General features: G+C 50.9%; 23 protein-coding genes. 10 read left to right on the top strand and 13 right to left on the bottom strand.

The window, feature by feature from the left end; all coding sequences use genetic code 11:
- Window positions 1-2 precede the first annotated feature (2 nt).
- From AB5Y71_RS14815 to AB5Y71_RS14770, 10 genes are all read right to left on the bottom strand, one after another.
- Entirely contained in the window at window positions 3-746 is a 744-nt protein-coding gene (locus AB5Y71_RS14815; protein ID WP_323891046.1) for a glycosyltransferase family 2 protein, read from the bottom strand.
- On the bottom strand, window positions 736-3156 hold the full coding sequence (locus tag AB5Y71_RS14810; protein ID WP_368171896.1) for a methyltransferase domain-containing protein: 2421 nt from the start codon (window positions 3154-3156) through the stop codon (window positions 736-738). Before AB5Y71_RS14810 ends, AB5Y71_RS14815 begins: the two co-directional genes overlap by 11 nt.
- A 40-nt stretch (window positions 3157-3196) precedes the next feature.
- Entirely contained in the window at window positions 3197-4609 is a 1413-nt protein-coding gene (locus AB5Y71_RS14805; protein WP_368171895.1) for an ABC transporter ATP-binding protein, read from the bottom strand.
- Window positions 4599-5447 carry an ABC transporter permease gene (locus AB5Y71_RS14800; RefSeq protein ID WP_368171894.1) on the bottom strand — a complete coding sequence of 283 codons (849 nt, stop codon included), beginning with the start codon at window positions 5445-5447 and terminating at the stop codon, window positions 4599-4601. Before AB5Y71_RS14800 ends, AB5Y71_RS14805 begins: the two co-directional genes overlap by 11 nt.
- Entirely contained in the window at window positions 5440-5994 is a 555-nt protein-coding gene (gene rfbC / locus AB5Y71_RS14795; protein ID WP_323891039.1) for a dTDP-4-dehydrorhamnose 3,5-epimerase, read from the bottom strand. Before rfbC ends, AB5Y71_RS14800 begins: the two co-directional genes overlap by 8 nt.
- A 58-nt stretch (window positions 5995-6052) precedes the next feature.
- Window positions 6053-6931 carry a glucose-1-phosphate thymidylyltransferase RfbA gene (gene rfbA / locus AB5Y71_RS14790; protein WP_368171893.1) on the bottom strand — a complete coding sequence of 293 codons (879 nt, stop codon included), beginning with the start codon at window positions 6929-6931 and terminating at the stop codon, window positions 6053-6055.
- A 112-nt stretch (window positions 6932-7043) separates the two neighbouring features.
- Window positions 7044-7931 carry a dTDP-4-dehydrorhamnose reductase gene (rfbD, locus tag AB5Y71_RS14785; protein WP_236366475.1) on the bottom strand — a complete coding sequence of 296 codons (888 nt, stop codon included), beginning with the start codon at window positions 7929-7931 and terminating at the stop codon, window positions 7044-7046.
- Entirely contained in the window at window positions 7931-9037 is a 1107-nt protein-coding gene (gene rfbB, locus AB5Y71_RS14780) for a dTDP-glucose 4,6-dehydratase (protein ID WP_368171892.1), read from the bottom strand. Before rfbB ends, rfbD begins: the two co-directional genes overlap by 1 nt.
- Window positions 9038-9617: 580 nt before the next feature.
- Complete coding sequence (locus AB5Y71_RS14775) at window positions 9618-12767, bottom strand: efflux RND transporter permease subunit (RefSeq protein WP_368171891.1); 3150 nt, start codon at window positions 12765-12767, stop codon at window positions 9618-9620.
- A 17-nt stretch (window positions 12768-12784) separates the two neighbouring features.
- Window positions 12785-13978, bottom strand: a complete 1194-nt coding sequence (locus AB5Y71_RS14770; protein WP_204476521.1) for an efflux RND transporter periplasmic adaptor subunit — start codon at window positions 13976-13978, stop codon at window positions 12785-12787.
- 140 nt (window positions 13979-14118) lie between these two features.
- Between AB5Y71_RS14770 and AB5Y71_RS14765 the strand changes: the two genes are divergently transcribed.
- The 6 genes from AB5Y71_RS14765 to AB5Y71_RS14740 all read left to right on the top strand — a co-directional run bounded on the left by AB5Y71_RS14765 (window position 14119) and on the right by AB5Y71_RS14740 (window position 18133).
- On the top strand, window positions 14119-14757 hold the full coding sequence (locus tag AB5Y71_RS14765; protein ID WP_005359187.1) for a TetR family transcriptional regulator: 639 nt from the start codon (window positions 14119-14121) through the stop codon (window positions 14755-14757).
- 105 nt (window positions 14758-14862) lie between these two features.
- The gene (locus tag AB5Y71_RS14760) at window positions 14863-15414 is read left to right on the top strand and encodes a hypothetical protein (protein WP_101531199.1); all 552 of its coding nucleotides are present in this window, start codon (window positions 14863-14865) and stop codon (window positions 15412-15414) included.
- A gap of 192 nt (window positions 15415-15606) precedes the next feature.
- On the top strand, window positions 15607-16788 hold the full coding sequence (locus AB5Y71_RS14755) for a dicarboxylate/amino acid:cation symporter (RefSeq protein ID WP_101531195.1): 1182 nt from the start codon (window positions 15607-15609) through the stop codon (window positions 16786-16788).
- Window positions 16789-17012: 224 nt separating this feature from the next.
- Entirely contained in the window at window positions 17013-17327 is a 315-nt protein-coding gene (locus tag AB5Y71_RS14750; RefSeq protein ID WP_368171890.1) for a DUF134 domain-containing protein, read from the top strand.
- Window positions 17324-17905 (top strand): NifB/NifX family molybdenum-iron cluster-binding protein, encoded by a 582-nt coding sequence (locus AB5Y71_RS14745; RefSeq protein ID WP_101531196.1) that lies wholly within the window; start codon window positions 17324-17326, stop codon window positions 17903-17905. Before AB5Y71_RS14750 ends, AB5Y71_RS14745 begins: the two co-directional genes overlap by 4 nt.
- 42 nt (window positions 17906-17947) lie before the next feature.
- Window positions 17948-18133 carry a hypothetical protein gene (locus AB5Y71_RS14740; RefSeq protein ID WP_005338109.1) on the top strand — a complete coding sequence of 62 codons (186 nt, stop codon included), beginning with the start codon at window positions 17948-17950 and terminating at the stop codon, window positions 18131-18133.
- Window positions 18134-18296: 163 nt separating this feature from the next.
- On the opposite strand, the gene AB5Y71_RS14735 is transcribed toward AB5Y71_RS14740, so the two are convergent.
- Window positions 18297-19421, bottom strand: coding sequence for an HD-GYP domain-containing protein (locus AB5Y71_RS14735; protein WP_101531197.1), 1125 nt, complete (start codon window positions 19419-19421; stop codon window positions 18297-18299).
- Between the two features lie 292 nt (window positions 19422-19713).
- Between AB5Y71_RS14735 and rimO the strand changes: the two genes are divergently transcribed.
- Window positions 19714-21042 carry a 30S ribosomal protein S12 methylthiotransferase RimO gene (gene rimO, locus AB5Y71_RS14730; RefSeq protein ID WP_021231199.1) on the top strand — a complete coding sequence of 443 codons (1329 nt, stop codon included), beginning with the start codon at window positions 19714-19716 and terminating at the stop codon, window positions 21040-21042.
- Window positions 21043-21122: 80 nt separating this feature from the next.
- Here the strand turns inward: rimO and AB5Y71_RS14725 are convergent, their stop codons facing one another.
- The gene (locus AB5Y71_RS14725) at window positions 21123-21704 is read right to left on the bottom strand and encodes a DUF1349 domain-containing protein (RefSeq protein WP_204483898.1); all 582 of its coding nucleotides are present in this window, start codon (window positions 21702-21704) and stop codon (window positions 21123-21125) included.
- A gap of 225 nt (window positions 21705-21929) precedes the next feature.
- Window positions 21930-22307: a hypothetical protein gene (locus AB5Y71_RS14720; protein WP_368171889.1), complete on the bottom strand. Its 378-nt coding sequence runs from the start codon at window positions 22305-22307 to the stop codon at window positions 21930-21932.
- 598 nt (window positions 22308-22905) lie between these two features.
- Here AB5Y71_RS14720 and AB5Y71_RS14715 point away from each other — a divergent pair.
- From AB5Y71_RS14715 to AB5Y71_RS14705, 3 genes are all read left to right on the top strand, one after another.
- Window positions 22906-23421, top strand: coding sequence for a transposase (locus AB5Y71_RS14715; RefSeq protein ID WP_368171888.1), 516 nt, complete (start codon window positions 22906-22908; stop codon window positions 23419-23421).
- A gap of 209 nt (window positions 23422-23630) precedes the next feature.
- Window positions 23631-25097, top strand: coding sequence for an AAA family ATPase (locus AB5Y71_RS14710; RefSeq protein WP_335812820.1), 1467 nt, complete (start codon window positions 23631-23633; stop codon window positions 25095-25097).
- A complete protein-coding gene (locus AB5Y71_RS14705; RefSeq protein WP_368171887.1) occupies window positions 25094-25948 on the top strand; it encodes a DUF4435 domain-containing protein in 855 nt (284 codons plus the stop codon). The genes AB5Y71_RS14710 and AB5Y71_RS14705 overlap by 4 nt, the downstream gene beginning before the upstream one ends.
- Window position 25949 lies beyond the last annotated feature (1 nt).

Raw genomic sequence — 25949 nt, 5'->3', positions numbered from 1 at the left:
TATTAACCTTTGACATGTGAAAAATCGAAAAGTTTCGACTTTGGAATAATTGCGCCAGAACTAAAGGTTGAATTAACAAGACTTTGCTTTTTACGACGATAAAAGCCTATTGTTCCCCAAGCTAATCGATGTTTATATCCATTAGCAATGGTTTCGCAATTCCAATGCCAATCTTCATACCCAAATCCAGTAGCTGATGGCCGTGTAACTTGATAGGGACAAGATACGTATACCTCTTTAAAAGCAATAGTCCATGAAGTCCAAAAATTACCAGATAGAAGACCGCTTTCCTGATAATACTCTCCACATTGCTCTACTTGCCAGCAGTACGCTCTATGAGCACCAAAATTTATGACAAACTCCGGATGAAGAATAGTTTCTTTTCCATATTCATGGAGGTAAAACCAACCTCTCTCTAACCAATTCTCAGAAAAATAATCGTCACCATCAAGAACAGCGATGACCTTACCATTAGCTTGTGATATTCCGTCATTCCTTGACGCACCCAAATCCCTATTTTTAACCTCAATTAAGGTACATTGGCATTTTTTAAAAACAGGGTGGCATTGTAAAATATTCTTTGTCTGAGAGTCACAGCAATCTAAAACAAAAATATACTCACAAGATATGCCCTTAGAGTTAGCAAATATACGGCACCTCTCTATTGAATTTAAGGTTGAATGTATGAGTGCGCCTTCATTGTGGACTGTTACCAACAACGAGATATCTATGTTATTATTGCACATGCTGCCCCCTTAAATTACGTACCATTTTTATAAATTTAAACCAATATGATGATTCTATTTTTTGCAATCTCTCATGCAAGATAGCTAATTCTACCTCTCTTTCTGACAACATATCTCTCGAGGCCACTAACTGCAGATCCTTCTCTGACAACATATCTCTTGTGGCTTCTAACTGCAGATCCTTCTCTGACAACATATCTCTTGTGGCTTCTAACTGCAGTTCCTTCTCTGACAACATATCTCTTGTGGCTTCTAACTGCAGATCCTTCTCTGACAACATATCTCTTGCGGTAGCTAACTGCAGCTCATTCTCTGATAAATTTTTCTGTATATGATCTAGCCTTGACGTTAGTAATAAGCCATTGTTTTTCTCATTAGTCCATGCTTTTTCAAGCCATTCTTTTCCTTCAAATATCAAATTAATTTTATTGTTTAAAGTAGACACAGCATCATGATGTTTTGATTCGGCATCATGAATTTGAAAATTCAATTTTTTACTTTTATCTAGCTCAATAGATAGCCTTGATAAAATATTTGAAGACAATTCATCATTAAACAATGATGGTTTATATTTGATATTATCATAGTTATTTTTAAAAGAGACAAGTTGTGATAATAAAGCGACAACAGAAGATAACTCTCTAAGATAAAAGTCAGGAAACTCAATACTCTCTGTTGGTATTAACTTTAAAGATGATATTACATTAGAGGCACACTCATCTATTAAACTAACACACCTATCTTTATCATCAATGGAAAGAATGCATCGCCAAAAAAAAGAAAGAACATACTTTGTCAATAAGGTCAGGTCATAATTGCATACACCATCACAATCTATGATTTCAAAGTACTTTTCTGCTGAATCATAATCCCCATTATACATTTTTATAAGGCCATAAACATAAGCTATGGAGTACACCCATCTTTTTACGGTTGGATTAACACTAGAATTATATTTTAATAAAAGATATTCATTAACAGTGTTTTCTGAAATTACCAGTGACTTATCGTTAATATCATCCAAATATCTGTAAAGTTTGATACAAAGTGCGGCACCATAATCTGCGGATGTGGAAGGATATGTTGATAATATTTTATCTGCCCATTTCTCCCGTAGGTCTGCATTAACAGCACACCAACCAATTGAAATGAGTGATTTTACAAGCCAAGGATTATTATAATCACGCTCAAATGAAATGACATTTTCTAAAACACATTTATTCTCATTGTAAAATAAGGTTTGATTATAATCGATGCGTTTATGATCCGTAGGATCTTTTGTCACTATAGCTAAAATCCACTCAGATTCCACTCCCACAGATACTCGGTTCAAGTCAATTTGATATAGGCTCCGCCCTCTACGCTCCCACATGCAATCAGAATGAAGCAATTTAACTCTATCAGCAGTCTGTGCGAAATATGATTCAATATCAAAAAGCGCACCTAATTGTGAATCAAATTTTCCCAATTTATATACATGGAAGTGAAATGGATTGGGATCCTCTCCCGACTCATCACTCCAATCATTAGGCACACTAGTTATCAAACGCCCACCGGGGGATAACAAACGATAGAATTCATTCAAAACTGATTCAGGATTCTCAACATGCTCTAATGTTTCAAAACTAATAATAATATCGAAACTAGCATCACTATACGATGAAAGAGTATCAGGGAGATAACCCTCCATATATTTCGTACTCTCATCAGCATATGTTGCATTAGCATACTCAATAGCAAAGCGACTGCCATCAACCCCAAGCACACTTTTAGCCTTGGATTGATGCGCGATGACATGCGAACCATAACCAAGCCCACATGCAGCATCTAATACCCGATCACCAGGTCTGATATAATCGCATGCAAATTTATAGCGATAGATATGAGCATCAGACCGACTACCAGACTCTCTCATCATATCCATATGCAAATCCCTCTCTTCAAGCAAGAGTGAGAATGGGAAGCTAGATATACTATTCTTTCTTATTTTCTCATAAACACCATGGATGCATATATCATTATCGCTTATTTTGCTATAATCATTGATATTATAATATGAATGTTTCTTTTTATAACCACACGAGAAAATTATTTCCTCAATATCTTTTCTAAATAAACCTTCATTTTCTTTAACAAGTTCCAGTGCAATATAGACACTATCAATATTAGCATGATAAAGATCACTAAAAACTGAAAATATCTTATCTGCTGATATATTGTATATAATTGCGGTATCTAAACCTGCACTATCTATGATGGCATCATCATGATTGAGAAACGAGTTTATTCCTTTTTTATTGAGATGCTTTTTTACATATTGACAATCCGAGCCAATAACTAATGTATCTCTATAACCAATAGATTGAATAAACTCATCTACTATAGTTTCAAGTTGAGATGTCTGATGCATATTGGGATACCGTTTTTTGAAAAATTTAGCTATGGCAGAATTAATTGTACCAAACAGCTTTCATTTGAAGGTCAGATACGCCACCGAAAAAATGCTCTTCACGTTTCATTGACACTTGGAAAAAAGCAGCTTCATCAATCCAATGAAGTAATCGCTGCGCCATGTAATCAGGAGTATCCTCATAACTCACTGAAGCTTGCACCTCATATAAGTTAATTCCCAACGAAGAATTGAATCGTAGCGATACTATAAACTCATCATCTTTTTTATGATTTAACGACCAAAACGTATCATCAGTACTTCCATGTTTAGCATGTATCATTGCCATATCTTGATTCAACGTACCCCAAGAGTAGATTTTAATACCTTCTTTATTTCTAATTCTTATTCCGACATTTAACTTTTCTATATCTGCTGTCACATGGCATTTAATTTTTATTTCTATCAAATCCCCTGGATAAAAAAGTGCACAAGGTTCTCCAGTACTGGCATTGATGATATCCACTGATTTAATTTTTACTACTCCATCACCAAAGCTTAAGGAGTTGGAACGGTTGCTATCATTGGTATTATTTTCGATATTTAACGTTAATTTTTCCGTTTCCCCTTGGCTAGTTACTGAAGTAGCTCCAATCAAATTATTTTTCTTCAATTTATCTGTAATTGAAGAAAAATATTTCATTTCATCATTATGTAATAATTTCCTATAGTCTAAAATGACATCAGATGACTTACCCCATGAGAGTGGCAAACCATTTTGTAATAGAAGGGCTCTGTTAGTTAAGGTTCTAATACTCTCTTGATCGTGAGAGACAAATAGTAATGTTGTACCAATAGACGTTAACTGCTCTATTCTTTGGAAGCATCGTTTTTGAAATAAAGCATCACCAACAGCCAGTGCTTCGTCGATAACTAAAATATCAGGTTCAACTTGTACCTGTACAGCAAATGCCAATCTTATCAACATACCACTAGAATAAGTCTTTACTGGCTGATTAATAAAGTCACCTATATCCGCAAATGATATTATATCTTCATATTTATGGTCTATTTCCTCCCTAGTTAATCCTAATAGCATACCATTCATGTAGACATTTTCACGACCAGTAAATTCAGGATTAAAACCTGATCCTAATTCTAACAATGCAGCAATTCTGCCTCTTGTTGTAACTTTTCCACTAGTAGGTGATAGTGTTCCACAAATCATTTGCAGCAATGTTGACTTACCAGACCCATTGCGTCCAAGAATACCTACACTTTCCCCTTTTTTTACATCAAAGCTCACATCCTTAACAGCCCAAAACTCTTCATAATATTTTTTCTTTTCTTTACTTAAGAGTGTTTGAGCTTTTGGAAGAATAAACTGTTTAAGTCTGTCTTTAGGATGAGAATATACTTGAAAGCACTTACTGATGCCTTCAACCTTAATTGCAACATCATTTTCATAGAACATCTGAAAAACCTTTTTTAGTATATTGGAACCATGCAAATCCCAACCACATAACATTAAATGAAACTACAAAATACATGATGTACAGACGCCAATCTGGTAATTCACCATTGATTAGTACAGCTCGACTAGACTCAATTATTGCCGTGAGAGGATTTAATTGCATCCAGACTTGATAATCTGTTGGTAGCGCTGATACTGGATAAAAAATAGGGGATAAAAACATCATAGCCGTTAAAACCACAGAAATAAACTGCCCCAAATCTCTTAAAAATACACCAAGAGAGGACAAAATATATGTAATGCCAACAGTCATAAACATAAGAGGAAGTAAGATAACAGGAAATAATAAAATTTCTATGTGCGGGATTCCAAATAGAAATATATAAAATAACACCCAAACGATCAAACTAATAATCAAGTTTACTAATGCCGCCCCACATATGACAAACGGTAATGTTTCTAATGGGAATACTACTTTTTTTACATAACTCTGATTTGTTAAAATCAATCCTGGCGCTCGGTTTATTACCTCGGAAAAAAAATTGAAAATCATAAGCCCAGAAAAAAGTACTAGAGCAAATTCAGATTTATTCCCGTTAGAGCCCCATCTTGCATTAAAAACAACACTAAACATAAATGTGTATACAAGCAACATGCATAATGGTGTGATAAAAGACCAAAGAACTCCTAGTATGGAACCTTTATACTTACTCAATAGGTCTCTTTTTATTAAAGCAATAACAAGACCTTTATTTTCTTGTATAGATAAAACAAGTTTAAATATGTTAATTGGAGGTCTTACATTGTTATCAATAACAACTGACTCTTTATTACTCATGATTTAACTCTTTAATTTTTTTTAATGATACTGCACAAGCGTCCTTTTCTGATAAAATAGGATGTGTAGATATCGGCCAATCTATATTAATGTCTATATCAGACCAAAGTATACTACGCTCATGTTCCTTACTCCAATATGCTGTGGTTTTATATATTACCTCAGCTAGGTCACTTATTACATAAAATCCATGAGCAAACCCCTCAGGTATATAAACTTGCTTTTTGTTCTCCTCTGAAATAATTAAACCAACCCATTTCCCAAATGTCGGCGAGCTATCTCTTATATCCACTGCGACATCGAAAATTTCACCCGAGACACAGCGAACTAATTTACCTTGAGCATGTGGATTTAATTGAAAATGTAATCCTCGCAATACTCCTTTCACTGATTTAGAGTGATTGTCTTGCACAAAATTTACTGAATGACCAAGAATTTTTTCAAACTTATTATGATTATAACTTTCAAAAAAGTAGCCCCGTTTATCACCAAATATTTTGGGCTCAAAAATAAGCACATCAGGAATTGATGTTTTGATTATATTCATCTGTCCTTCCACATTTGATTCGCTCTTTATCGGGAGAGCATATTCCCACCATATCACTTCAGACTTTGGCAACCATTCTCAGCAGATATTGTCCATAAGCATTCTTTGCCAATGGTGCTGCAAGTTCACGGACTTGGTCAATATTGATAAACTTCTGGCGATAGGCGATCTCTTCCGGACAAGCCACTTTTAAACCCTGACGGGTCTCGATGGTCTGAATAAAGTTGCTCGCTTCAATCAGGCTTTCATGGGTACCGGTATCCAGCCAGGCATAACCACGGCCCATCATGGCCACCGACAGATTGCCTTGCTCCAGGTAGATACTGTTCACATCGGTAATTTCCAGCTCACCACGGAGCGATGGCTTCAGGCTCTTGGCGATCTTCACCACGCTGTTGTCGTAGAAATAGAGGCCGGTCACCGCATAGTTGCTCTTGGGCTCCAGTGGCTTCTCTTCCAGAGAGATAGCGGTACCCTCTTTATCAAATTCCACCACCCCATAACGCTCGGGGTCATGCACATGGTAGGCAAAGACGGTAGCGCCACTCTCTTTGGCCGCTGCCGCCGCCAACTGCTTCTGCAGGTCGTGGCCGTAGAAGATGTTGTCCCCCAGCACCAGCGCACAGGGGTCTGACCCGATAAACTCTTCACCCAGAATAAAGGCTTGTGCCAACCCGTCCGGGCTTGGTTGTACCTTGTATTGCAAATTCAGGCCCCATTGGCTGCCATCACCCAGCAATTGCTCAAAACGGGGGGTATCTTGCGGCGTGCTGATGATCAGAATATCGCGAATACCCGCCAGCATCAGGGTGCTGAGCGGATAGTAGATCATCGGCTTGTCATAGATAGGCAACAGCTGCTTGCTCACCGCCATGGTCACCGGATAGAGACGGGTGCCTGAGCCACCGGCCAGAATAATGCCTTTACGTTTGGTCATGATGCTTGTTTCTTATTGTTAAATTGCAAAAGAAAAGGGTGGCTTGCGGCCACACCTTTCTGTTTTATCCCTGCCAGCCAGGGAGACAGTCACTACATCCCTGGCCAGTGATTTACTTGCCGAGGATCTCGGTCAACATCCGCTCCACACCGACGGTCCACTCCGGCAGCACCAGATCGAAGGTGCGCTGGAATTTACCGGTATCAAGGCGGGAGTTATGGGGGCGTTTGGCCGGGGTTGGGAAGGCACTGGTCGGCACCGCATTGAGCTGCGTCACCGCCAGTTCAACCCCGGCCTCTCTGGCTTTGGCAAACACCAGCTGGGCGTAGTCAAACCAGGTGGTGGTACCGGAGGCAATCAGATGGTACAGCCCGGCGACCTCGGGTTTGCGCTGCGCCACGCGGAGAGCATGGGCGGTGCAATCGGCCAGCAACTCGGCGCCGGTCGGAGCGCCAAACTGGTCATTGATCACTGACATCTCGCTACGCTCTTTGCCAAAGCGCAGCATGGTCTTGGCAAAGTTGGCGCCGCGGGCGGCGTAAACCCAGCTGGTGCGGAAGATCAGGTGACGGGAACAAAGTGCAGCCCCTTGCTCACCCGCCAGCTTGGTTTCACCATAGACGTTGAGCGGGGCGGTTGTATCGGTTTCCACCCAGGGGCGCTCACCGCTGCCATCAAACACATAGTCGGTGGAGTAATGCACCAACCAGGCACCCAATGCTTCCGCTTCTTTGGCAATAGCAGCCACGCTGGTCGCGTTGAGCAGCTCGGCAAACTCCCGCTCGCTTTCTGCCTTGTCGACTGCGGTGTGGGCTGCGGCGTTGACAATCACGTCCGGCTTGACCAGACGTACCGTTCCGGCCACCCCTGCCGGGTTGCTGAAATCACCGCAATAGTCAGTGGAGTCAAAATCAACGGCAGTGATGCGCCCGAGCGGCGCCAGTGCGCGTTGCAGCTCCCAGCCTACCTGGCCGTTTTTACCAAACAGCAGAATATGCATCAAGCACGCTCCCCATCGTTCTTTTCAATCGCAGAATAGTGCTGCTCAATCCAGGACTGGTAGGCACCGCTCTTGACGTTACTCACCCACCGCTGGTTATCCAGATACCACTGCACGGTTTTGCGAATACCAGATTCAAAGGTCTCTTGCGGTTGCCAATCCAGCTCTGCGCTCATCTTGGTCGCATCGATGGCATAGCGGCGATCGTGGCCAGGGCGATCCGCCACATAGGTGATTTGATCGCGGTAAGAGCCCGCTTTCGGCACCATCTCGTCCAGCAAATCGCAGATGGTGTGTACCACCTCCAGATTCTGCTTCTCGTTGTGACCGCCAATGTTGTAGGTCTCTCCGACCAAGCCCGTGGTCACCACCTTGTAGAGCGCGCGCGCGTGGTCTTCCACATAGAGCCAGTCACGGATCTGGTCGCCCTTGCCATAGACAGGTAACGGCTTGCCATCCAGCGCGTTAAGAATGACCAGCGGGATCAGCTTCTCGGGGAAGTGGTACGGGCCGTAGTTGTTGGAGCAGTTGGTGACTATGGTCGGCAGACCGTAGGTGCGGCGCCAGGCGCGCACCAGATGGTCGCTGGAGGCCTTGGAGGCAGAATAGGGGCTGCTGGGGGCATAGGGGGTGGTTTCAGTGAAGAGCGGCAATGGTTCACCGACAGCCACTTCATCCGGATGGGGCAGATCACCATACACCTCGTCTGTGGAGATATGGTGGAAGCGGAAGGCCGCCTTGCGGGTCTCGTCCAGACCGTTCCAGTAAGCGCGAGCCGCTTCCAGCAACATATAGGTGCCGACGATATTGGTCTCGATAAAGTCAGCCGGGCCTGTGATGGAGCGGTCAACATGGCTCTCGGCGGCCAGATGCATCACGGCATCCGGCTGGTGCAGGGCAAACACCCGATCCAGCTCGGCACGATTGCAGATATCCACCTGCTCAAATGCATAACGCTCGCTTGACGATACATCGGCCAAGGATTCCAGATTGCCGGCATAGGTGAGTTTATCGAGATTGATGACTGCATCCTGAGTATCACGGATGATATGGCGCACCACAGCAGAGCCGATAAAACCAGCGCCACCGGTAACGAGAATTTTCATAGATATGTTATCTCTTGCGAAGAGTTGATATGTGATAGGTGCGGACTGAAATGGAGTAAACGCTGAAGAACTGAAGCAATCTCTAAAATTCACTCAATATCCGAGAGCTGACATTTTAGACAAAGCAAAAGTTACATTGATGACAGGCAAACATCATGGCTACCGCCCCTGGGTTACAGCCCCCAGCTTGCTGCTTTTTACCATATTGTTCACGCCTTTGGTCATCATGCCTCCAGCATCGTTATGTATTGGCAGCGTCTATCACAACTACCTCTCACGGACATGCCGCGAGTTGGCACACTGCACCAGCCCGATTTGATAGGGAATTCTATCCCGTTTTTCCCAAAGATGAACAGTCGAAAGTATTTTGTGATGGGGGCAACTTGAGACTCATCACAACCTCAAGGTCACGAAATGCCTGCTCGGGTCACGGTTTACCTCTTACAACCACGCAATTTTTGCTTACATTTTTCACAAAAAACAGGGCAACCCATGGGGTTGCCCTGTTTGATTGTCAGCCAGACCAAAGCTGGCTGGCGATTTATTGAACTCTGTTCAAATTAGCTAAACCTGCATGCCATCAGTCACCTTTTGACTCAACCGCTGCAGCCATGCGCGCCTCTTTACTCTTGTGGCTGGTGAAGTAGCGCATCACCAACACAAAGAAGAGCGGCACGAAGAAGATGGCCAGCACGGTGGCGCTGATCATCCCCCCCATCACGCCGGTACCGATGGCGTTGCGGCTGCTGGCACCTGCGCCGGAGCTGATCACCAGCGGCAGCACCCCGAGGATAAAGGCGAGCGAGGTCATCAGGATCGGACGCAGACGCAGGCGTGCCGCCTCCACCACCGCCTCACCCAAACCCATCCCTTTGTCGTAGAGCTCTTTGGCAAATTCCACGATCAGGATCGCGTTCTTCGCCGACAAGCCTATGGTTGTGAGCAGACCAACCTGGAAGTAGACGTCGTTCTCCAATCCGCGAAGGGTGGCAGCCACAATGGCCCCCAGAACCCCGAGCGGTACTACCAGCATGACCGAGAACGGAATGCTCCAGCTCTCGTAGAGGGCAGCCAGACAGAGGAACACCACCAGCAGCGAGATCGCGTAGAGCGCGGGCGCCTGTGAACCGGCCTGCCGCTCCTGGAAGGAGAGCCCGGTCCACTCGATACCCACCCCTTCCGGTAGCTGTTTCACCATCTGCTCGATGGCGGCCATCGCATCACCGGTACTCTTGCCGGGCGCTGCTTCACCGACGATCTCCATCGCCGGCACGCCGTTGTAGCGCTCCAGACGGGGCGAACCGAAGCTCCACTCGGTACTGGCAAAGGCGGAGAAGGGCACCATCTGACCGGCACTGTTGCGCACATACCAGAGTTTCAGATCTTCCGGGTTCATCCGGAAGGGGGCATCCGCCTGCATGTAGACCTTCTTGATTCGGCCACGATCAACGAAGTCATTGACGTAGGACGAGCCCCAGGCAGTGGCCAGGGTGTTGTTGATATCCGCGATGGATAGCCCCTGCGCCAGCGCCTTCTCGTAGTCAATCTTGATGTCGAGTTGCGGCGTATCTTCCATCCCGTTCGGGCGCACTCGCACCAAGGTGGGATCCTGCGCCGCCATGCCGAGCAGCTGGTTGCGCGCAGCCATCAGCTTGTCGTGACCGATACCGCCGCGATCCTGCAGGAAGAAGTCAAAACCGGTCGCCGTACCCAGCTCCGGGATCGGAGGCAGGTTAAAGGCGAACACTTGCGCCTCCTTGATGCTGAACAGATAGCCCATGGCGCGGCCGATGATGGCATTGGCGCTGCGATCCGGGCTCTTGCGCTCGCTCCAGTCCTTGAGCTTGATAAAGGCCATCCCCGCATTCTGGCCACTACCGGCGAAGCTGAAGCCGGATACGGTCAGTACGGAGTCAACGTTATCCTTCTCGTTTTTCAGGAAGTAGTCGCGCATGTCCGCCAGCACCACCTCGGTGCGCTGCTTGGTCGCCCCCACCGGCAGTTGGACCATGGACATGATGACCCCCTGATCCTCTTCCGGCAGGAAGGAGGTGGGCATTCGCATAAAGAGCACTGCCAGTACCGCCAGCATGGCGCCGTAGATCAGGCTGTAGCGCACGCCCTGCTTGATCACCTTGCGCACACCGCTCTGATAGCGGTTGGTACCGGCATCAAAGGCGCGGTTGAACCAGCCAAAGAAGCCGCGCTTGGCCCCAAACTCGCCATGTTTCATCGGCTTGAGCAGGGTGGCACAGAGCGCCGGAGTCAGGATCAACGCCACCAGCACCGACAGCACCATGGCCGAGACGATGGTCAGTGAGAACTGGCGATAGATGGCACCGGTCGAGCCGCCGAAGAAGGCCATCGGCACGAACACGGCGGAGAGCACCAACGCGATCCCCACCAGCGCGCCGGTGATCTGGGTCATCGACTTGCGGGTCGCTTCCAGCGGGGAGAGACCCTCCTCGCTCATCAGACGCTCCACGTTCTCCACCACCACGATGGCGTCATCCACCAGCAGGCCGATGGCCAGCACCATACCGAACATGGTGAGGGTGTTGATGGAAAAGCCGAACGCCGCCATCACCCCGAAGGTACCGAGCAGTACCACAGGCACCGCAATGGTCGGGATCAGGGTGGCGCGGAAGTTCTGCAGGAACAGATACATGACGCAGAACACCAGGAAGATCGCCTCGATCAGGGTCTGCACCACCTCCTCGATGGAGATCTTCACAAATGGCGTGGTGTCGTAGGGGTAGACGATCTCCATATTGGCCGGGAAGTAATCCGACAGCTCATTGAGCTTGGCACGCACCTTCTCGGCGGTATCCAGCGCGTTGGCACCGGTCGCCAGCTTGATGGCGACCGCGGCGGTAGACTGGCCGTTGTAGAGCGCATCGGCGTCATAGCTTTCGCCCGCCAGCTCGACCCGGGCCACATCTTTCAGCCGTACCTTGGAGCCATCCTGATTCACCCGCAGCAGGATATCGTTGAACTGCTCCACGGTAGAGAGACGGGTCTGCCCCATGATAGTCGCGGTGAACTGCTGATCTTCCACCGACGGGGTGCCACCCAGCTTGCCGAACGCGACCTGGGCGTTCTGCGCCTTGATGGCTGCTTGCACATCCCCCGGGGTCATCTGCACCCGGTTGAGCTTGTTGGGATCGAGCCACACCCGCATGGAGTACTGGCTGCCGAACAAGGTGATGTCCCCTACCCCGTCCAGACGACTCAGAGGCTCCTTGATGTTGGAGACCACATAATCCGCCAGGTCGTCGTTGTTCATCGAGCCATCGCTGGAGATGAAGGCCGCGACCATCAGGAAGCTGCTGGAGGTCTTCTGTACCCGGATCCCCTGCTGCTGAACTTCTTGCGGCAGCAGCGACATCGCCTGCTGCAGCTTGTTCTGCACCTGCACCTGGGCGATATCGGGATCGGTCCCCGGCTGGAAGGTGAGGGTCACCGACACCCGCCCCGCGGAGTCAGACTGGGAAGACATGTAGAGCAGGTGATCCAGCCCGGTCATGTTCTGTTCGATGATCTGGGTCACCGAGTCTTCTACCGTTTTGGCGGATGCGCCCGGATAGCTGGCAGAAATACCGACCGCGGGCGGCGCAATGCTCGGATACTGGGCGACCGGCAATTTGATGATGGCCAGGCTGCCCGCCAGCATGATCACCAGCGCGATCACCCAGGCAAAAATGGGTCTGTCTATAAAAAATCGAGCCATGAAGCGACTACTCCATCCTACTTGTTGGCCGGGGTGTTGGACGCAGCTTGAGCAGACGGTGCATCAGCACCCTGCTCGGCGGGATTGACCACGGCGCCCGGTCGTACTTTCTGCAAGCCAGCCACGATCACCCGCTCGCCGGAGGTGAGCCCTGACTCCACCACCCAGTTGCTGCCGACGACACGGCTCAGTTGCACGTTGCGCAGTTCCACCTTGTTGTCAGCGGTTACCACCATCACGGTGGCGCCGCCATTGGGGGTGCGAGTCACGGCAGTTTGCGGCACCAGCAGTCCTTGCGCCCGCTCACCCTCTTGCAGGGTGGCGCGCATAAACATGCCGGGCAGCAGCAGCTGGTGAGGGTTGGGCACAATCACCCGCAGGGTCACCATGCCGGAGGTCTCATCCACGGTCACATCAGAGAACTGCAGCGAGCCCTCTTCGCCATAAGTGGAGCCATCTTCCAGCTGGAAGGTCACCTTGGCCCCCTTCTGCTCGTCCTGGGTCAGCTTGCCCTCGGCGACCAGTCGCTTGAGGCGCAACAGATCGGCGGTGGACTGACGCACATCCACATACATGGGATCGAGCTGCTGGATGGCGGTGAGGCTGTCCGCCTGCTGGGCGGTCACCAGCGCCCCCTCGGTCACCGCGGATTTACCGATGCGGCCGCTGATGGGGGCGGTGATGCGGGTGTAACCGAGATTGATCTCGGCAGTACGCAAAGCCGCCTTGCTCGCCATGATCTCCGCCTTGGCCTGCTTCCAGCTGGCGTCGGCGTCATCATAGTCCTGACGGCTGATGGATTTGACCTTGAGCAGCTCCTGATAGCGCTGCGCCTTGAGGCGGGCACTCTGCTCGTTGGCCTCTGCCTTGGCCAGATTGGCCTTGGCGCTGGCAACCGCCGCCTGATAGACAGCCGGGTCGATCTGATAGAGCAGATCACCCGCCTTCACATCGCTTCCCTCGGTAAAGAGACGCTTGAGGATGATGCCGCTCACCTGCGGACGCACTTCGGCCACCCGCAACGGGGCGCTGCGGCCGGTCAACTCGGTGGTCAACATCAGCGGACCGCTCTGCAGGGTCACCACGTTGACCGCCGCGGGCGGCATGCCGTCCTGTCCCTGGGGTGCCCCCCCCTTGTCACCACAACCTGCCAGCAAGCCTGTAGCCAGCAAGGCAAGACCAACTGAACGAGCAAGAATATGTTTATGCATGAAACACCTGAGCCTTTGCCAGTCAATGAACAATCAGGGCCGCATGGGCCCTGTTGGTAAATAGTCGAAAGATGAGGCAATATACATACATTCATAAATGTATGTAAGTGACTTTTTGCTTGCATGAGGCACAAATTTCGATGGCCAGACGAACCAAAGAAGAGGCGCAGCAAACCCGCTGCCACATCATGAGCACGGCGCTGGATCTGTTCTGCTCTCAGGGCCTGGCCAAGACCAGCCTGACCGACATCGCCAGGGCGGCAGACCTGACCCGCGGGGCCATCTATTGGCACTTCAAGAACAAGGATGAACTCTTCATTTCGCTCTGGCAGGAGCTCTGCAGCCCCCTCGCCCATCAGCTCGACGCCTGCCTCAACCCAGATGAGCCGGATCCGCTGGGGCAACTGCGCCTCTTCTTCGAAGGGGTGCTCCACAGCTTCATTCACAATCCGGCCCAGCGGCAAATGTTTACCATACTGTTCAATCTCGAATCGCTGGAGGGGGAAGCCATCTCACTGCGCGAACATATCCGCAGCCAGTCCGCCAATTTCTTTCGGGACCTGGAGACCACCCTAGCCAACGCGGTACGGCGGGGCCAACTGCCCGCCAACCTCAACCTGCAGCGCGCCGCCACCCTGCTCCACTGCACTCTGGATGGCTACATCATCAACTGGCTCCACTTTCCGGGGCGGATAGACCTGCAGGGCGAATCCGCCTTTATGATAGAGAGCATGTTCACCATGCTGGCCCAGCCCCACGGGCCTGCCTGCGGCCGCTAATCAGCTCCGGCAACTCCCACCCATCCAAATCGGGGCCTGACCGCGCGCTTTGGCAGTCAGGCCCCGATTTGTTACCCTATGAGCCCCCTGCTTGAGGTAACCCCTGTGCCACACTCTGACGCCATCCCCGCTTCCTGGCCATTTAACGACCAGCACGCCCACGCTCGGGCTGCCTTTGTGGCGCGTCTCACACCCGGTGCTCACCTGCTCAATGGTCAGTGCGGTATGGGGGAGGATCTGTGCTGGCTGCGTGCAGAAGGGTATGTAGTCACTGCCTGTGACGCTGTGCTGGCTGACGCCAAAGTTGCCTCGCAGCAATCCGGACAAGCAGTGCGGGTCTGCCCGCTGGCGAAGATGCACTCGGTGCTCCCTTACGATGGCATCTGGCTGAGCCACCCGCTTGATGGCGACGCGGCCACCCTTGTTCCCCAGTTGCAACAGCTGGCGACCCTGCTCAAAGCGGGTGCTCCGCTCTGCTTCCCCCTGCCGCCAAGCGGCAAGATAAGTCACCATCAGCTACAGCAACTGGTCACCACATCCGGGATAGCACTGCAACTGGCGCCGATGGAAGCCGCCTCGACCAACACGCCATCATGCACAGGTCAACACGCCACCCAGTACGTCATGTTGCTGCGTGGCGATCATCAGGCCACCTAATGGGCTAATTCATCACGGATTTTCCCGTTCAACACCAAGCCGACAGCTAGTCGGCGATCCTGGCTTTCGACAATATTTAACTCGGCGTTAACGCAGAAAAGGCAGACATAACACGGCTTACGTGTTAAAAAGTGTGATTAATATCAAATTTTAATAACAAAACAGACAATACAACCAACTCCGGATTTCCTTATGAAACTTGTCCTGAAACTCATTGCTGGCATCCTTGCCGGTCTCTTGCTCGGTCTCTACGCCCCTGAGTGGGTGGCGCGCGTGCTGTTTACGGCCAAGACAGTGATAGGTCAGCTGATCACCTTCACCATTCCGCTCATCATTCTGTTCTTTATCATGAGCGGCATCGCCAGCCTGCCGAAAAACTCCGGCAAGCTGCTGGGCAAAACCGTGGCCCTCTCCTACTGCTCCACCATTCTGGCGGGGCTGTTCGCCTTTACCGTGGCGAGCCACCTTATCCCGCAGTTCACCACCGCCGCCGAGCCCACCACGGCCACGGCTATCAAGCTTGCCTCCTACGTCAATCTGGAGATCCCGCCGCTGTTTGGCGTGATGTCGGCACTGGCCGCCGCCTTCGTGTTCGGCATCGGCATCAGCGCCACCCAGGCCACCGATCTGCGCCGGGTCGCCGATCAGGGTCGTGACATCATCGACCGCCTGCTGGCCAAGGTGATCATTCCGCTGCTGCCGTTCTACATCGCCGGCGTCTTTGTCGAGATGACGGTAGAAGGCACCGTATTCGCTACCCTGAAAACCTTCGGCGTGGTGCTGGTGATGGCCATCCTGATGCACTGGATCTGGCTATCCGTGCTGTTCGTTGGTACCGGTCTGGCCCTTGGCCGCTCACCGGCCCAGCTCATCAAGAACATGCTGCCCGCCTACTTCACCGCGCTGGGGACCATGTCGAGCGCCGCCACCATTCCGGTCGCTCTGCAATCGAGCAAGAACAACGGGGTGAGCGACGGCATCGCCAACTTCACTGTGCCCCTGTGCGCCACCATTCACCTCTGTGGCTCCACCATTACCCTGGTCACCTGCGCCACCGCGGTGATGTTCCTCTCCGAGCATCTGGCCATTCCGGGCATCGAGACCATGCTCCCCTTCATCATGATGCTGGGGGTGATCATGATCGCCGCACCGGGCGCCCCGGGTGGTGGCGTGATGTCGGCGCTGGGCCTGCTCACCTCCATGCTCGGTTTTGGTGAAGCCTCCATCGCCCTGATGATCGCACTCTATCTGGCGCAAGACAGCTTCGGCACCGCCTGCAACGTCACCGGTGACGGCGTGATTGCCCTGTGGGCCGATCGCTTCGCCAGTGGCAGCGAGAGCGCTGCCCCCGTGGCCGAGGCCGAACAGGCGTAAGCTCGCCGGGATGGCCCGACCATCCTCTGCAAAACCGCAGGCCCGAACCATGTTCGGGCCTGCGTCGTTTCTGCCACCTTCACAGCTTTTGTACGTATTCCTCCTCCCCCCTCTTTACCCCTCTCTGCCGTAAACAGCACTGGCGCTACCCTCTGCATCAGACAAAATTATTGGCATATGCCACATATGAGCGTATAAATGGCTTATGCCAATTAGGAGCCACCATGCCAAGACCCAAGATTGCCCGCCAGATCTGTGGCCGCCCCGCCAACAGCTGCTTCAAACCCAACGGCCGCCCCATGCATCAGCTGGAACAGGTCACGCTGGGCCCTGACGAGTTCGAGGCACTGCGCCTCGTCGACCTTCAAGGAATGCAGCAGCAGGAGGCCGCCCTGGTGATGGGGGTCTCCCGCCAGACCCTGGCCAATATCCTGAAAAAAGGGCGCTACAAGGTGGTGGAGTGTCTGAGTCTGGGCAAGGCATTGATGATGCAACCCGCCGAGCCCGACCACCCAACCAGTGGAGAAGAGCCGACATGAATGCTGTCACAACCATGACCGCCAACCCCAGCAACAGCGCCCTGATGCTGAGTCAGGGGCTGCTGGCTGGCCACTTTACCCGTGCCGAGCAGCTGCAAATTCTTAACCCCGAAGGGAACGTCATCGCCACCCTGCCCAATCCGGCCGCAGCCGAAGGCTGCCACGGCAAGCAAGCGCTGCTCGACGCCCTCGCCCATCATCAAGTGGGTCAGGTGGTGGTGCGCAATATCGGCGAGCGAATGCTGGGGCGCCTGCTGGCGGTCAATATCCGGGTGCTGCAGTGCCGCTCTGCCCGCCTGCCGCTGCCAGCGCTGCTGGCCCCCGCCAATTTGCAACCTCTTACCGAGGCCAGTCAGGGCCGTCCGTCTCGTCGTCATCAGAGCAAGGCGACTATCCGTGCCATCCAGCCCGTCGGCGCAGGCCAGAGTCATAGCCATTGTCATGGTGGTTGCAACAGTGGCTCCGATCATTGTTGCGCCAGTGGTGGCCATCAGGCAGAGAGCCCACGGCAAGGCCATACTTGTTGTCACGACAGTGAGGGCGCAGGCCAACAGGGCGGTTGCTGCCATCATCACTGATGCCATCGCCGTGCATGTCATCACCATCAAGGAGAAGAGATCATGTCCATCTGGTTGTTGAGCCTGCTCGCCTCGTTCGTGCTGATCCTGGCCATGGGCACCATCATCTGGTGGCGCCAATACCAGCTTGCCCAGAAGCGGGAAGATAAAGAGGTGCGCCCCTGTGGTTGCTCCAGCGCCTGCGCGGATCACCTCTACCAGATCAGCGAGCCGACGCCAAAAAAGTAACCTGACCGCAGCCGCTATAGCCGCAGATACAAGGTCGGCAAAATAAGGGCGCGTGGAATCGAGAGGCGCATAAAAGAGAGGGGGCACCTGCTGGTGCCCCCTCTCTATTTACTCCTCGTAATGCTTGAACCGCCTCTTTCCCCCTTATGCTCATCACACGCGCTCAACCTGGCTCGGCGCCGCTGGGCGCCACACTCGCAGAGCAGGCCGGATCCTGATACTGCTGATAGATGGCATAAAACTCGGCCTTGTTGTGCAGGGCTGCGGCGACACAGGCGGGATCAAACTGGCTGCCGGCATGCTCCTCCAGATAGGCAAACGCCGTCTCGAACGGCCAGGCCTTCTTGTAGGGGCGCTCGCTGGTCAAAGCATCAAACACATCGGCCACCGTCACGATGCGCGCCGCCAGCGGGATCGCCTCCCCCGCCAGCCCCAGCGGATAGCCGGTACCGTCGAAACGCTCGTGATGGCTGGCGATGATATTAGTCAGCATGTCAGTGTGATGAATGCCATCGAGACCAAACTCGTTGATCATCAGGCTGATCATCTCCCGCCCCTTGCCGGGGTGGATCTTCATGATCTCGAACTCTTCCGGCGTCAGCTTGCCCGGCTTGAGCAAAATGGCATCCGGCACCGCGATCTTGCCGATGTCGTGCAGCTCGGAGAAGAGGTAGATAAACTCCACCTCCTCATCGCTCAGCCCGCAAGTCGGGGCCAGCGTCTTGGCAATCAGCCGGGAGTAGGCCGACATCCGGTGCAGATGGTTGGCGGTCTCCTCATCCCGATAACGGCTGAACTCCCGCGCCGTGGTCAGCGCGCCGCCAAGGGTCTGGATGGAGAAAAACTCTACCGCAATGATGGCCGAGAGCGCCTGGGCATAGGCCGACAGCTCGCTTAGGATCGGCTCCTCGAAGTATCCCGGCTCCATAGCATCGCAAAACAGAAAACCAAACAGCTTGCTGTTGAACAGCAGCGGCTCGGTATAGCTGGAGGCATAACCCGCCTCCAGTACCTTGCGGCTGTGCTCTGACGCCGAGCCACGCAGGGCATCCAGATTGCCGAGCACCCGGGGCTGCTTGTGCTCCGCCAGATAACTCAGGGAGGGGACATCGCTCAGCTTCACCTCATACTGCACCAGTGGCGAGGGCCCCTCGGTGCTGTGGGCAAAGGTCTTGAGCTGATCAGTATGGGGATCGTAAATCGCGATGGCCACCCGACTCAGCTTGTCAAAGCGCTGCCTGAGCGTGGCATGTACGCTCTGCATTTTTTCGCCAAATGAACTTTCCATCGCCTTCTCCAACGGGACCCCGTGATGGAAGTATAGTGACTCCCTTTGACGCTCTCCCCGCCACAGCGTCAAAATTGACAGAAAAATCAACAAAGCAGCATCCCCACAACCAACCCGCATGGCAGAGGCAATAGCCTTACCAAGGGCGCGCCATCAACGGCTGCTGGTGCAGCCCAATCTTGCCTGGTCGGAGATATTGTTCGGTTCTGCCATGCTGGCTGTATAGTTTTTGGTTAACCATTCCGGTAAAATCCGCGCCCTTAAAGAAGAGCCACCTAAGAGTGATTGAGCGATGTCCAACACAAAACAGGCCCCCAAAGTAGGATTCGTCTCCTTGGGTTGCCCCAAAAACCTGGTCGATTCAGAACGCATCCTGACCCAGCTGCGTACCGAAGGGTACGATGTGGTGCCCAGCTATGACGATGCCGAGCTGGTCGTCGTCAACACCTGCGGCTTTATCGACAGCGCGGTGCAAGAGTCGCTGGAAGCGATCGGCGAAGCGTTGGCCGAGAACGGCAAGGTGATCGTCACCGGCTGCCTCGGCGCCAAAGAGAACCAGATCCGCGAGATCCACCCCAAGGTGCTCGAGATCACCGGCCCCCACGCCTATGAAGAGGTGCTGGGTCACGTCCACAAATATGTGGAGAAGCCGCAGCACAACCCCTTCACCAGTCTGGTACCGGCCCACGGCGTCAAGCTGACCCCGCGCCACTACGCCTATCTGAAGATTTCCGAGGGCTGCAACCACCGCTGCACCTTCTGCATCATCCCCTCCATGCGCGGGGATCTGGTGAGCCGCCCCATCGGCGACGTGCTGGCCGAAGCCAAGCGCCTGAAAGAGGCGGGCGTGAAGGAGCTGCTGGTGATCTCCCAGGACACCTCCGCCTACGGCGTCGATGTGAAGCACCGCACCGGTTTCTACGACGGCATGCCGGTCAAGACCAGCATGGTCGCCCTGTGCGAAGAGCTGGCCAAGCTCGATATCTGGGTACGTCTGCACTACGTCTACCCCTACCCACACGTAGATGACGTCATCCCGCTGATGCGCGATGGCAAGGTACTGCCCTACCTCGATATTCCGTTGCAGCACGCCAGCCCGCGCATCCTGAAACTGATGAAACGCCCGGGTACTGTCGAGCGCACTCTGGAGCGGATCCAGAAGTGGCGCGAAATCTGCCCGCAGATCACCCTGCGCTCCACCTTTATCGTTGGCTTCCCGGGCGAGACCGAGGAAGATTTCCAGATGCTGCTGGACTTTATCGACAAGGCGGAGCTGGATCGCGTCGGCTGCTTCAAATACAGCCCGGTCGAAGGGGCGCTGGCCAACGAGCTGCCGGATCCGGTACCGGAAGAGATTCAGGAAGAGCGCTTCCAGCGCTTTATGGAGCTGCAACAGCAGGTCTCCATCCGCAAGCTGGCCCGCAAAGTGGGTCAGGAGATGACCGTTATCATCGACGAAGTGGATGAAGAGGGCGCCACTGGCCGCTCCTTTGCCGATGCACCGGAGATCGACGGTCTGGTCTACCTCAACGGCGAAACCGGCCTCAAGCCGGGGGATATGGTCAAGGTACGGATCGACGAATCCGACGAATATGACCTGTGGGCCAGCCTGATCAGCTAATTAAGGCTCTACCTGCCAAATGAAAAAAGCGCCTGCGGGCGCTTTTTTATTGGCTCAATAGCGCAGGAAAAACCGCTGGTCTAACTCAAATCATGGAGCGCCTTGCCAAGGGGCGGCGTGAGGCGCAAGTCAGAGAAGCGCACCGCCAGCCCCTGCCGCTCCGGCGTGCAGCACATCACCCCGATAAAGCAGCGCTCGCTTGGCGGGAACGGGGCGAGACGCAGCAGCGGCCACACCTTGCCATCGGTGGAGTATTGCAAACGCAGACAGTCCGCCAGCCGGGTCAGCCGCAGCCAGAAGCGGCGTGGATTACCGGGGAAAATACCGGTGGCCCAGTCAGAGCGCGGATTGGTCAGCACGCTGCCGATCATCGGCTGATCGTCGTTGTACTCGATGCCAGCCTTGAGCCAGTGCGCGTCGTCTTGCAGCAGCATCAGCCCCGCCTGATCGTAGAGGGTGGTGAACTCCCCCTCGACGCAGACCTGAAAGGTAAACTCTCCTGCCACCTCGCAGCCGTAGACATGGCCGCTGTGGCGCTCGAAGCCATACCAGGTGCTGCGCCAAAAATCGGTCTGCTGGTCTGTCACCACCTGCAAACCGTCGTCTGTCTGGTGCCACTCGGCCGGTTCATTGAGCCAACGCCACTCTTGCTCTTCCATCATCCTGCTTTGCTCCCTTATCCCGCGTAATCCCGCACAAACCGGGCTCGCCAACGCCTCGTCCGGTCACGGCAGGTCATGGCTGCGCCTCTGCGGAATCCATAAAAGGAGTCAATAGTGTCGCTATTGCAGCCCCGATACAAGGCTTGTGCGTTGCGCCATCACTGCGCCCCAAAAAGCGCGGGGGGCCTGATGGCCCCCCGCAAACACACCGGATGAGAAAATGTCTTACTTGGCAGCGCTATCCTTCACGCACTTCTGGACAAAGCTGTTTTTGGCCGCGCCAGCCAGCTTCTTGTCGGCCGCCGCCTTCTCGCACTTGGCCGCCGGATCCACTGCCGCGCCCGTCTTCACGCATTTTTGGATAAAGCTGTTCTTGGCCGCACCGGCCAGCTTCTTGTCGGCGGCCGCCTTCTCGCACTCGCCGGTCGTGGCGCCCGCGGCATCTTTCACGCATTTGCCGACAAAGCTGGTCTTGGCGGCGCCGTTAAGCTTTTTGGCTGCGGCCTGCGCCTCGCACTGCAACTGGGCTGTGTCGTTGGCAAAGACCGGATTGGCCAGCAGCACGCTGCCGCAGAGCAGGCCGAACAGGATGGTACGCTTCATGGGTGATCTCCTCTCTATCTGGTGATGTGTTTGCATGGTCATATTTGCATGACGATGTGTTGCCAATGGCTGTGATTGCAACAGCTGATTGTTGCCGCAGCCCCCCCGCCTCGCCAGCTTGGGCCACGGAGCACAGGGCAACCATCGCCCGCACTATAGCGCCGATTGCCGGAGCGGGATTGCCCCTGGCCAACCCTTCCTCAGCGGCAAGCCCGCCCCTACTTTCCCGCAACACCCACCAACCCCAATAAAATCAAGGGCCATGGGAATCCAGAGCCCGGCCAGTGCGATTTGTTGAGCCAGCGCAAAAAATCAGTCATTACTGACACTTACGTCACTTTTTGACTGGTATGGCCAGATTCGATTGGCTTAACATAGCCATCCGGTGCCTATTCATCTGTGATGGGCTGCTGCCCTCGCTGGTTAATGGAGCATTTTGGAAGCTGTAATCCATGGGCGGTAGCGTGGCTTTTGCACAGTGATTGATGCATTGCGTAGGTTGGCGCTGAGCGTAGCGAAGCCCAACACGCGAGCCCTCGGTCAGTTGGTGGCCATTCGGTGTAACCGAACAGACTGGATATTTCCGGAAAGGAGAACCATGCGCTATCGCCGAGCAACAACCAGTGGGGCATGTTGGTTCTTCACCGTCAACCTGGCTGACCGAAAGCAGGATCTGCTGGTACGTCATATCGACCTGCTGCGCGAAGTGCTCCGCCACGTCAAACAGCAACACCCCTTCGAGATTATTGCCATGGTGGTGATGCCGGATCATCTTCATGCCATTTGGCAACTACCGCCGGGTGACAGTGACTATCCCATGCGCTGGTCTCTAATCAAGGCCGGCTTTTCACGAAGTCTCGCCAAAACAGAGCGGATACGGGAGAGCCGACTCAGAAAACGGGAACGCGGTATCTGGCAACGCCGTTATTGGGAGCATCTGATCCGGGATGACAAGGATTTACAAGCCCATGTCGATTACATCCATTTCAATCCAGTCAAATATGGTTATTGTGCCAAACCTGTCGACTGGCCTTACTCCTCTATTCATCGCCATATCGCCGCAGGCTGGATAGAACCAGATTGGGCCATTGATAGCGACTCGGGTAGGGAATAATCGGCTTGGAATATTTTGTAGGTTGGCGCTGAGCGCAGCGAAGCCCAACAAATGGGAGATATGATTTCCCAAATAAGATCATTTTTGACCATATAGAATCGATAACCAAAATCAAATCTAGCTTTCTCGGTAAACGTTGGGCTTCACTTCGTTCAGCACCAACCTACGAGGGTTAGCCCAACATACGTGATTGAAACAAGGTAGCCCGCATGAAGAATTATATAAGACAAGTAAACATTAAAAATCTCTTCGAAAGTAACAACGACTATAAGATAAACTTAACAGAAGGGTGTAACTGTATATATGGCGGAAATGGTACAGGCAAGACAACCATAATAAACTTAATCGTCAACAGCCTATCTTTAGGGCTCGAAACTATTGCAAAAACACCATTTACATCATTAAACATTTATCTATCAAAAGAAAACCAAACACGCCTAAGAAAATTTATAACAATTACTAGGACAGTCTCCACAGATATATCAAGCATTGACTATGGCTCAGTACAATTAAATTATGAACTATTTAATATGGATGAGCTTTCATTACAACATCATAGCTCTGAAAAAGATACTTTCTCTCTCAGTTTCAACTTTGTTCTCCCTCCTTTCGGATATGATCAGAGAACAGATGACAAATACAGTGAAATCATTTATAAACTTAAACACATAATATCAAGAAGCGTCAATCTAACACATATCCCACTTTCTAGATTTTATGATGGTGACCTTGCTTTTTCTAGAGGGGAACGCGATGAACTTCTTCATTCAGCATTAAGAAGAAAAAATCTATCTAACTCGGAGATCTCCGAAATATTAGATCCTAGTGCGAAGGTTTTATCATCCTTACAGAGACAGTTTATTACACAAGCCAACGAAAACAGAAAACAAATAAATGAAAAACTAGAACGACTAAAATCTAGTTTGATTGAAAAAGTGATGATTGATGATGCACTTGTAAAACAAGTGTCAAAAGCCTTTAGCAAAATTTCAAAACTACTTAATACTGAACCAGAGGATATTAATGTCGAGAACTCTCTATCCAAGTTAACAGAAGCTGGGATAGACATTCCAGAAAATAAACTAAAGGAGCACTTTACCAAATGGAGAGATATATTAGCAACAGCCAAAAAAGATTACCAACACATGAACAGTGTGCATAATGACCAGAATGCATCCAGCTCCAAAAAATTTGAAGCTTCACAGAGATTTAATTCATCATATTTTAGTCTTTTTGCAATGACTCACTTCAATGACAGATTTCTTTCAATAGTGTCTGATGTAGAGAATATGCAAAAATCCAAATCTGCACTAACGAAATCATTTAAAGATTATGAGACCGAGGTGAACAGGTATCTACATAACAAACACTTTTCGCTTACTGATGATGGCCATCTACATGTATACGTGGGTACTAAAAATCTGAATTTATCTGAACTCTCTTCTGGGGAAAAGCATATCCTCACGATCTTAGGCAGAGCAGCACTATCTAGTGATGATGGAACCGTCTTCGTTGCCGATGAACCTGAACTATCATTGCATCTTGATTGGCAAAGAAAAATTCTACCATCTGTTATAAAACTATCCCCAAAATCACAAATCATTGTAGCAACACACTCTCCTTCTATTACATCAAAAAATGCCAACGAAATTAATTTGGAAGATTGCATACAATGAGTAACATTCCAGCATATAACGCAGACGAAAACCTGAGACGAATTAAAATGCAACGGCAGTTGAAATTTATTGTCGTTGAGGGAAGCGATGACCTACCTATCTATGAATCCTGCATTCAATCACTATTAAAAAAAGAGCCTGCTGAATACGATGTTGTATTTGCTGGCGGCAAGGGAAAAATCAGAGACTTTGCTACTTCAAACGCATGTAAAAATGCAATGTTCATTATAGATAAAGATTTTAATGACCTAGAATTAGATGATGATAGAATAATTTCCCTTGATCGCTACTCCATTGAAAATTACTTCATCAATAATGATGTCATTGCTCACGCTTTGAAATTCGTGTTTAATTGTAAACTCCAAGATGCAAAGGAGCTATTTTCTATTGATGAATATCTCGAGGAAATGAGTTCATCACTTAGCGATTTAATCGTTGTTCTATTTTACTATCAACGTCAACATAGCCAAGTATTACATGCTCAAGGAGTTGAGGTAGTTGCATGGGGAGATAGTTTCTTATGTCAAGACCATGATTGGAAGCTATGTAGAGAAAAGATCGGTAGACTGATTGAATCTCTGACTGATGGTAATTTTACAATTGATGAGGCTAGAATTTACTACAGAGAAAACTTTACCCCATCAGAGTCTGTTGCATTTGACTTCCCAGGGAAAATGCTCAAAACGTCATTACAACGTTACATCAGGCAAAAAATATTAGCGATTAAACCTGGAGCTGGTGGAAAATTCAATAACACTGAAGAAGTTAGAACTCAACTATCTCTATCAATACACTACTCCCAAGAACTTGCAGCAGCATTAACACCTGCATTGAGATTTATTACAACTTAGA

The sequence above is a fragment of the Aeromonas sp. R9-2 genome, assembly GCF_040908025.1.
Classification (GTDB): Bacteria; Pseudomonadota; Gammaproteobacteria; order Enterobacterales; family Aeromonadaceae; genus Aeromonas; species Aeromonas veronii.
This window is presented reverse-complemented; position numbering and strand designations above follow the sequence as displayed.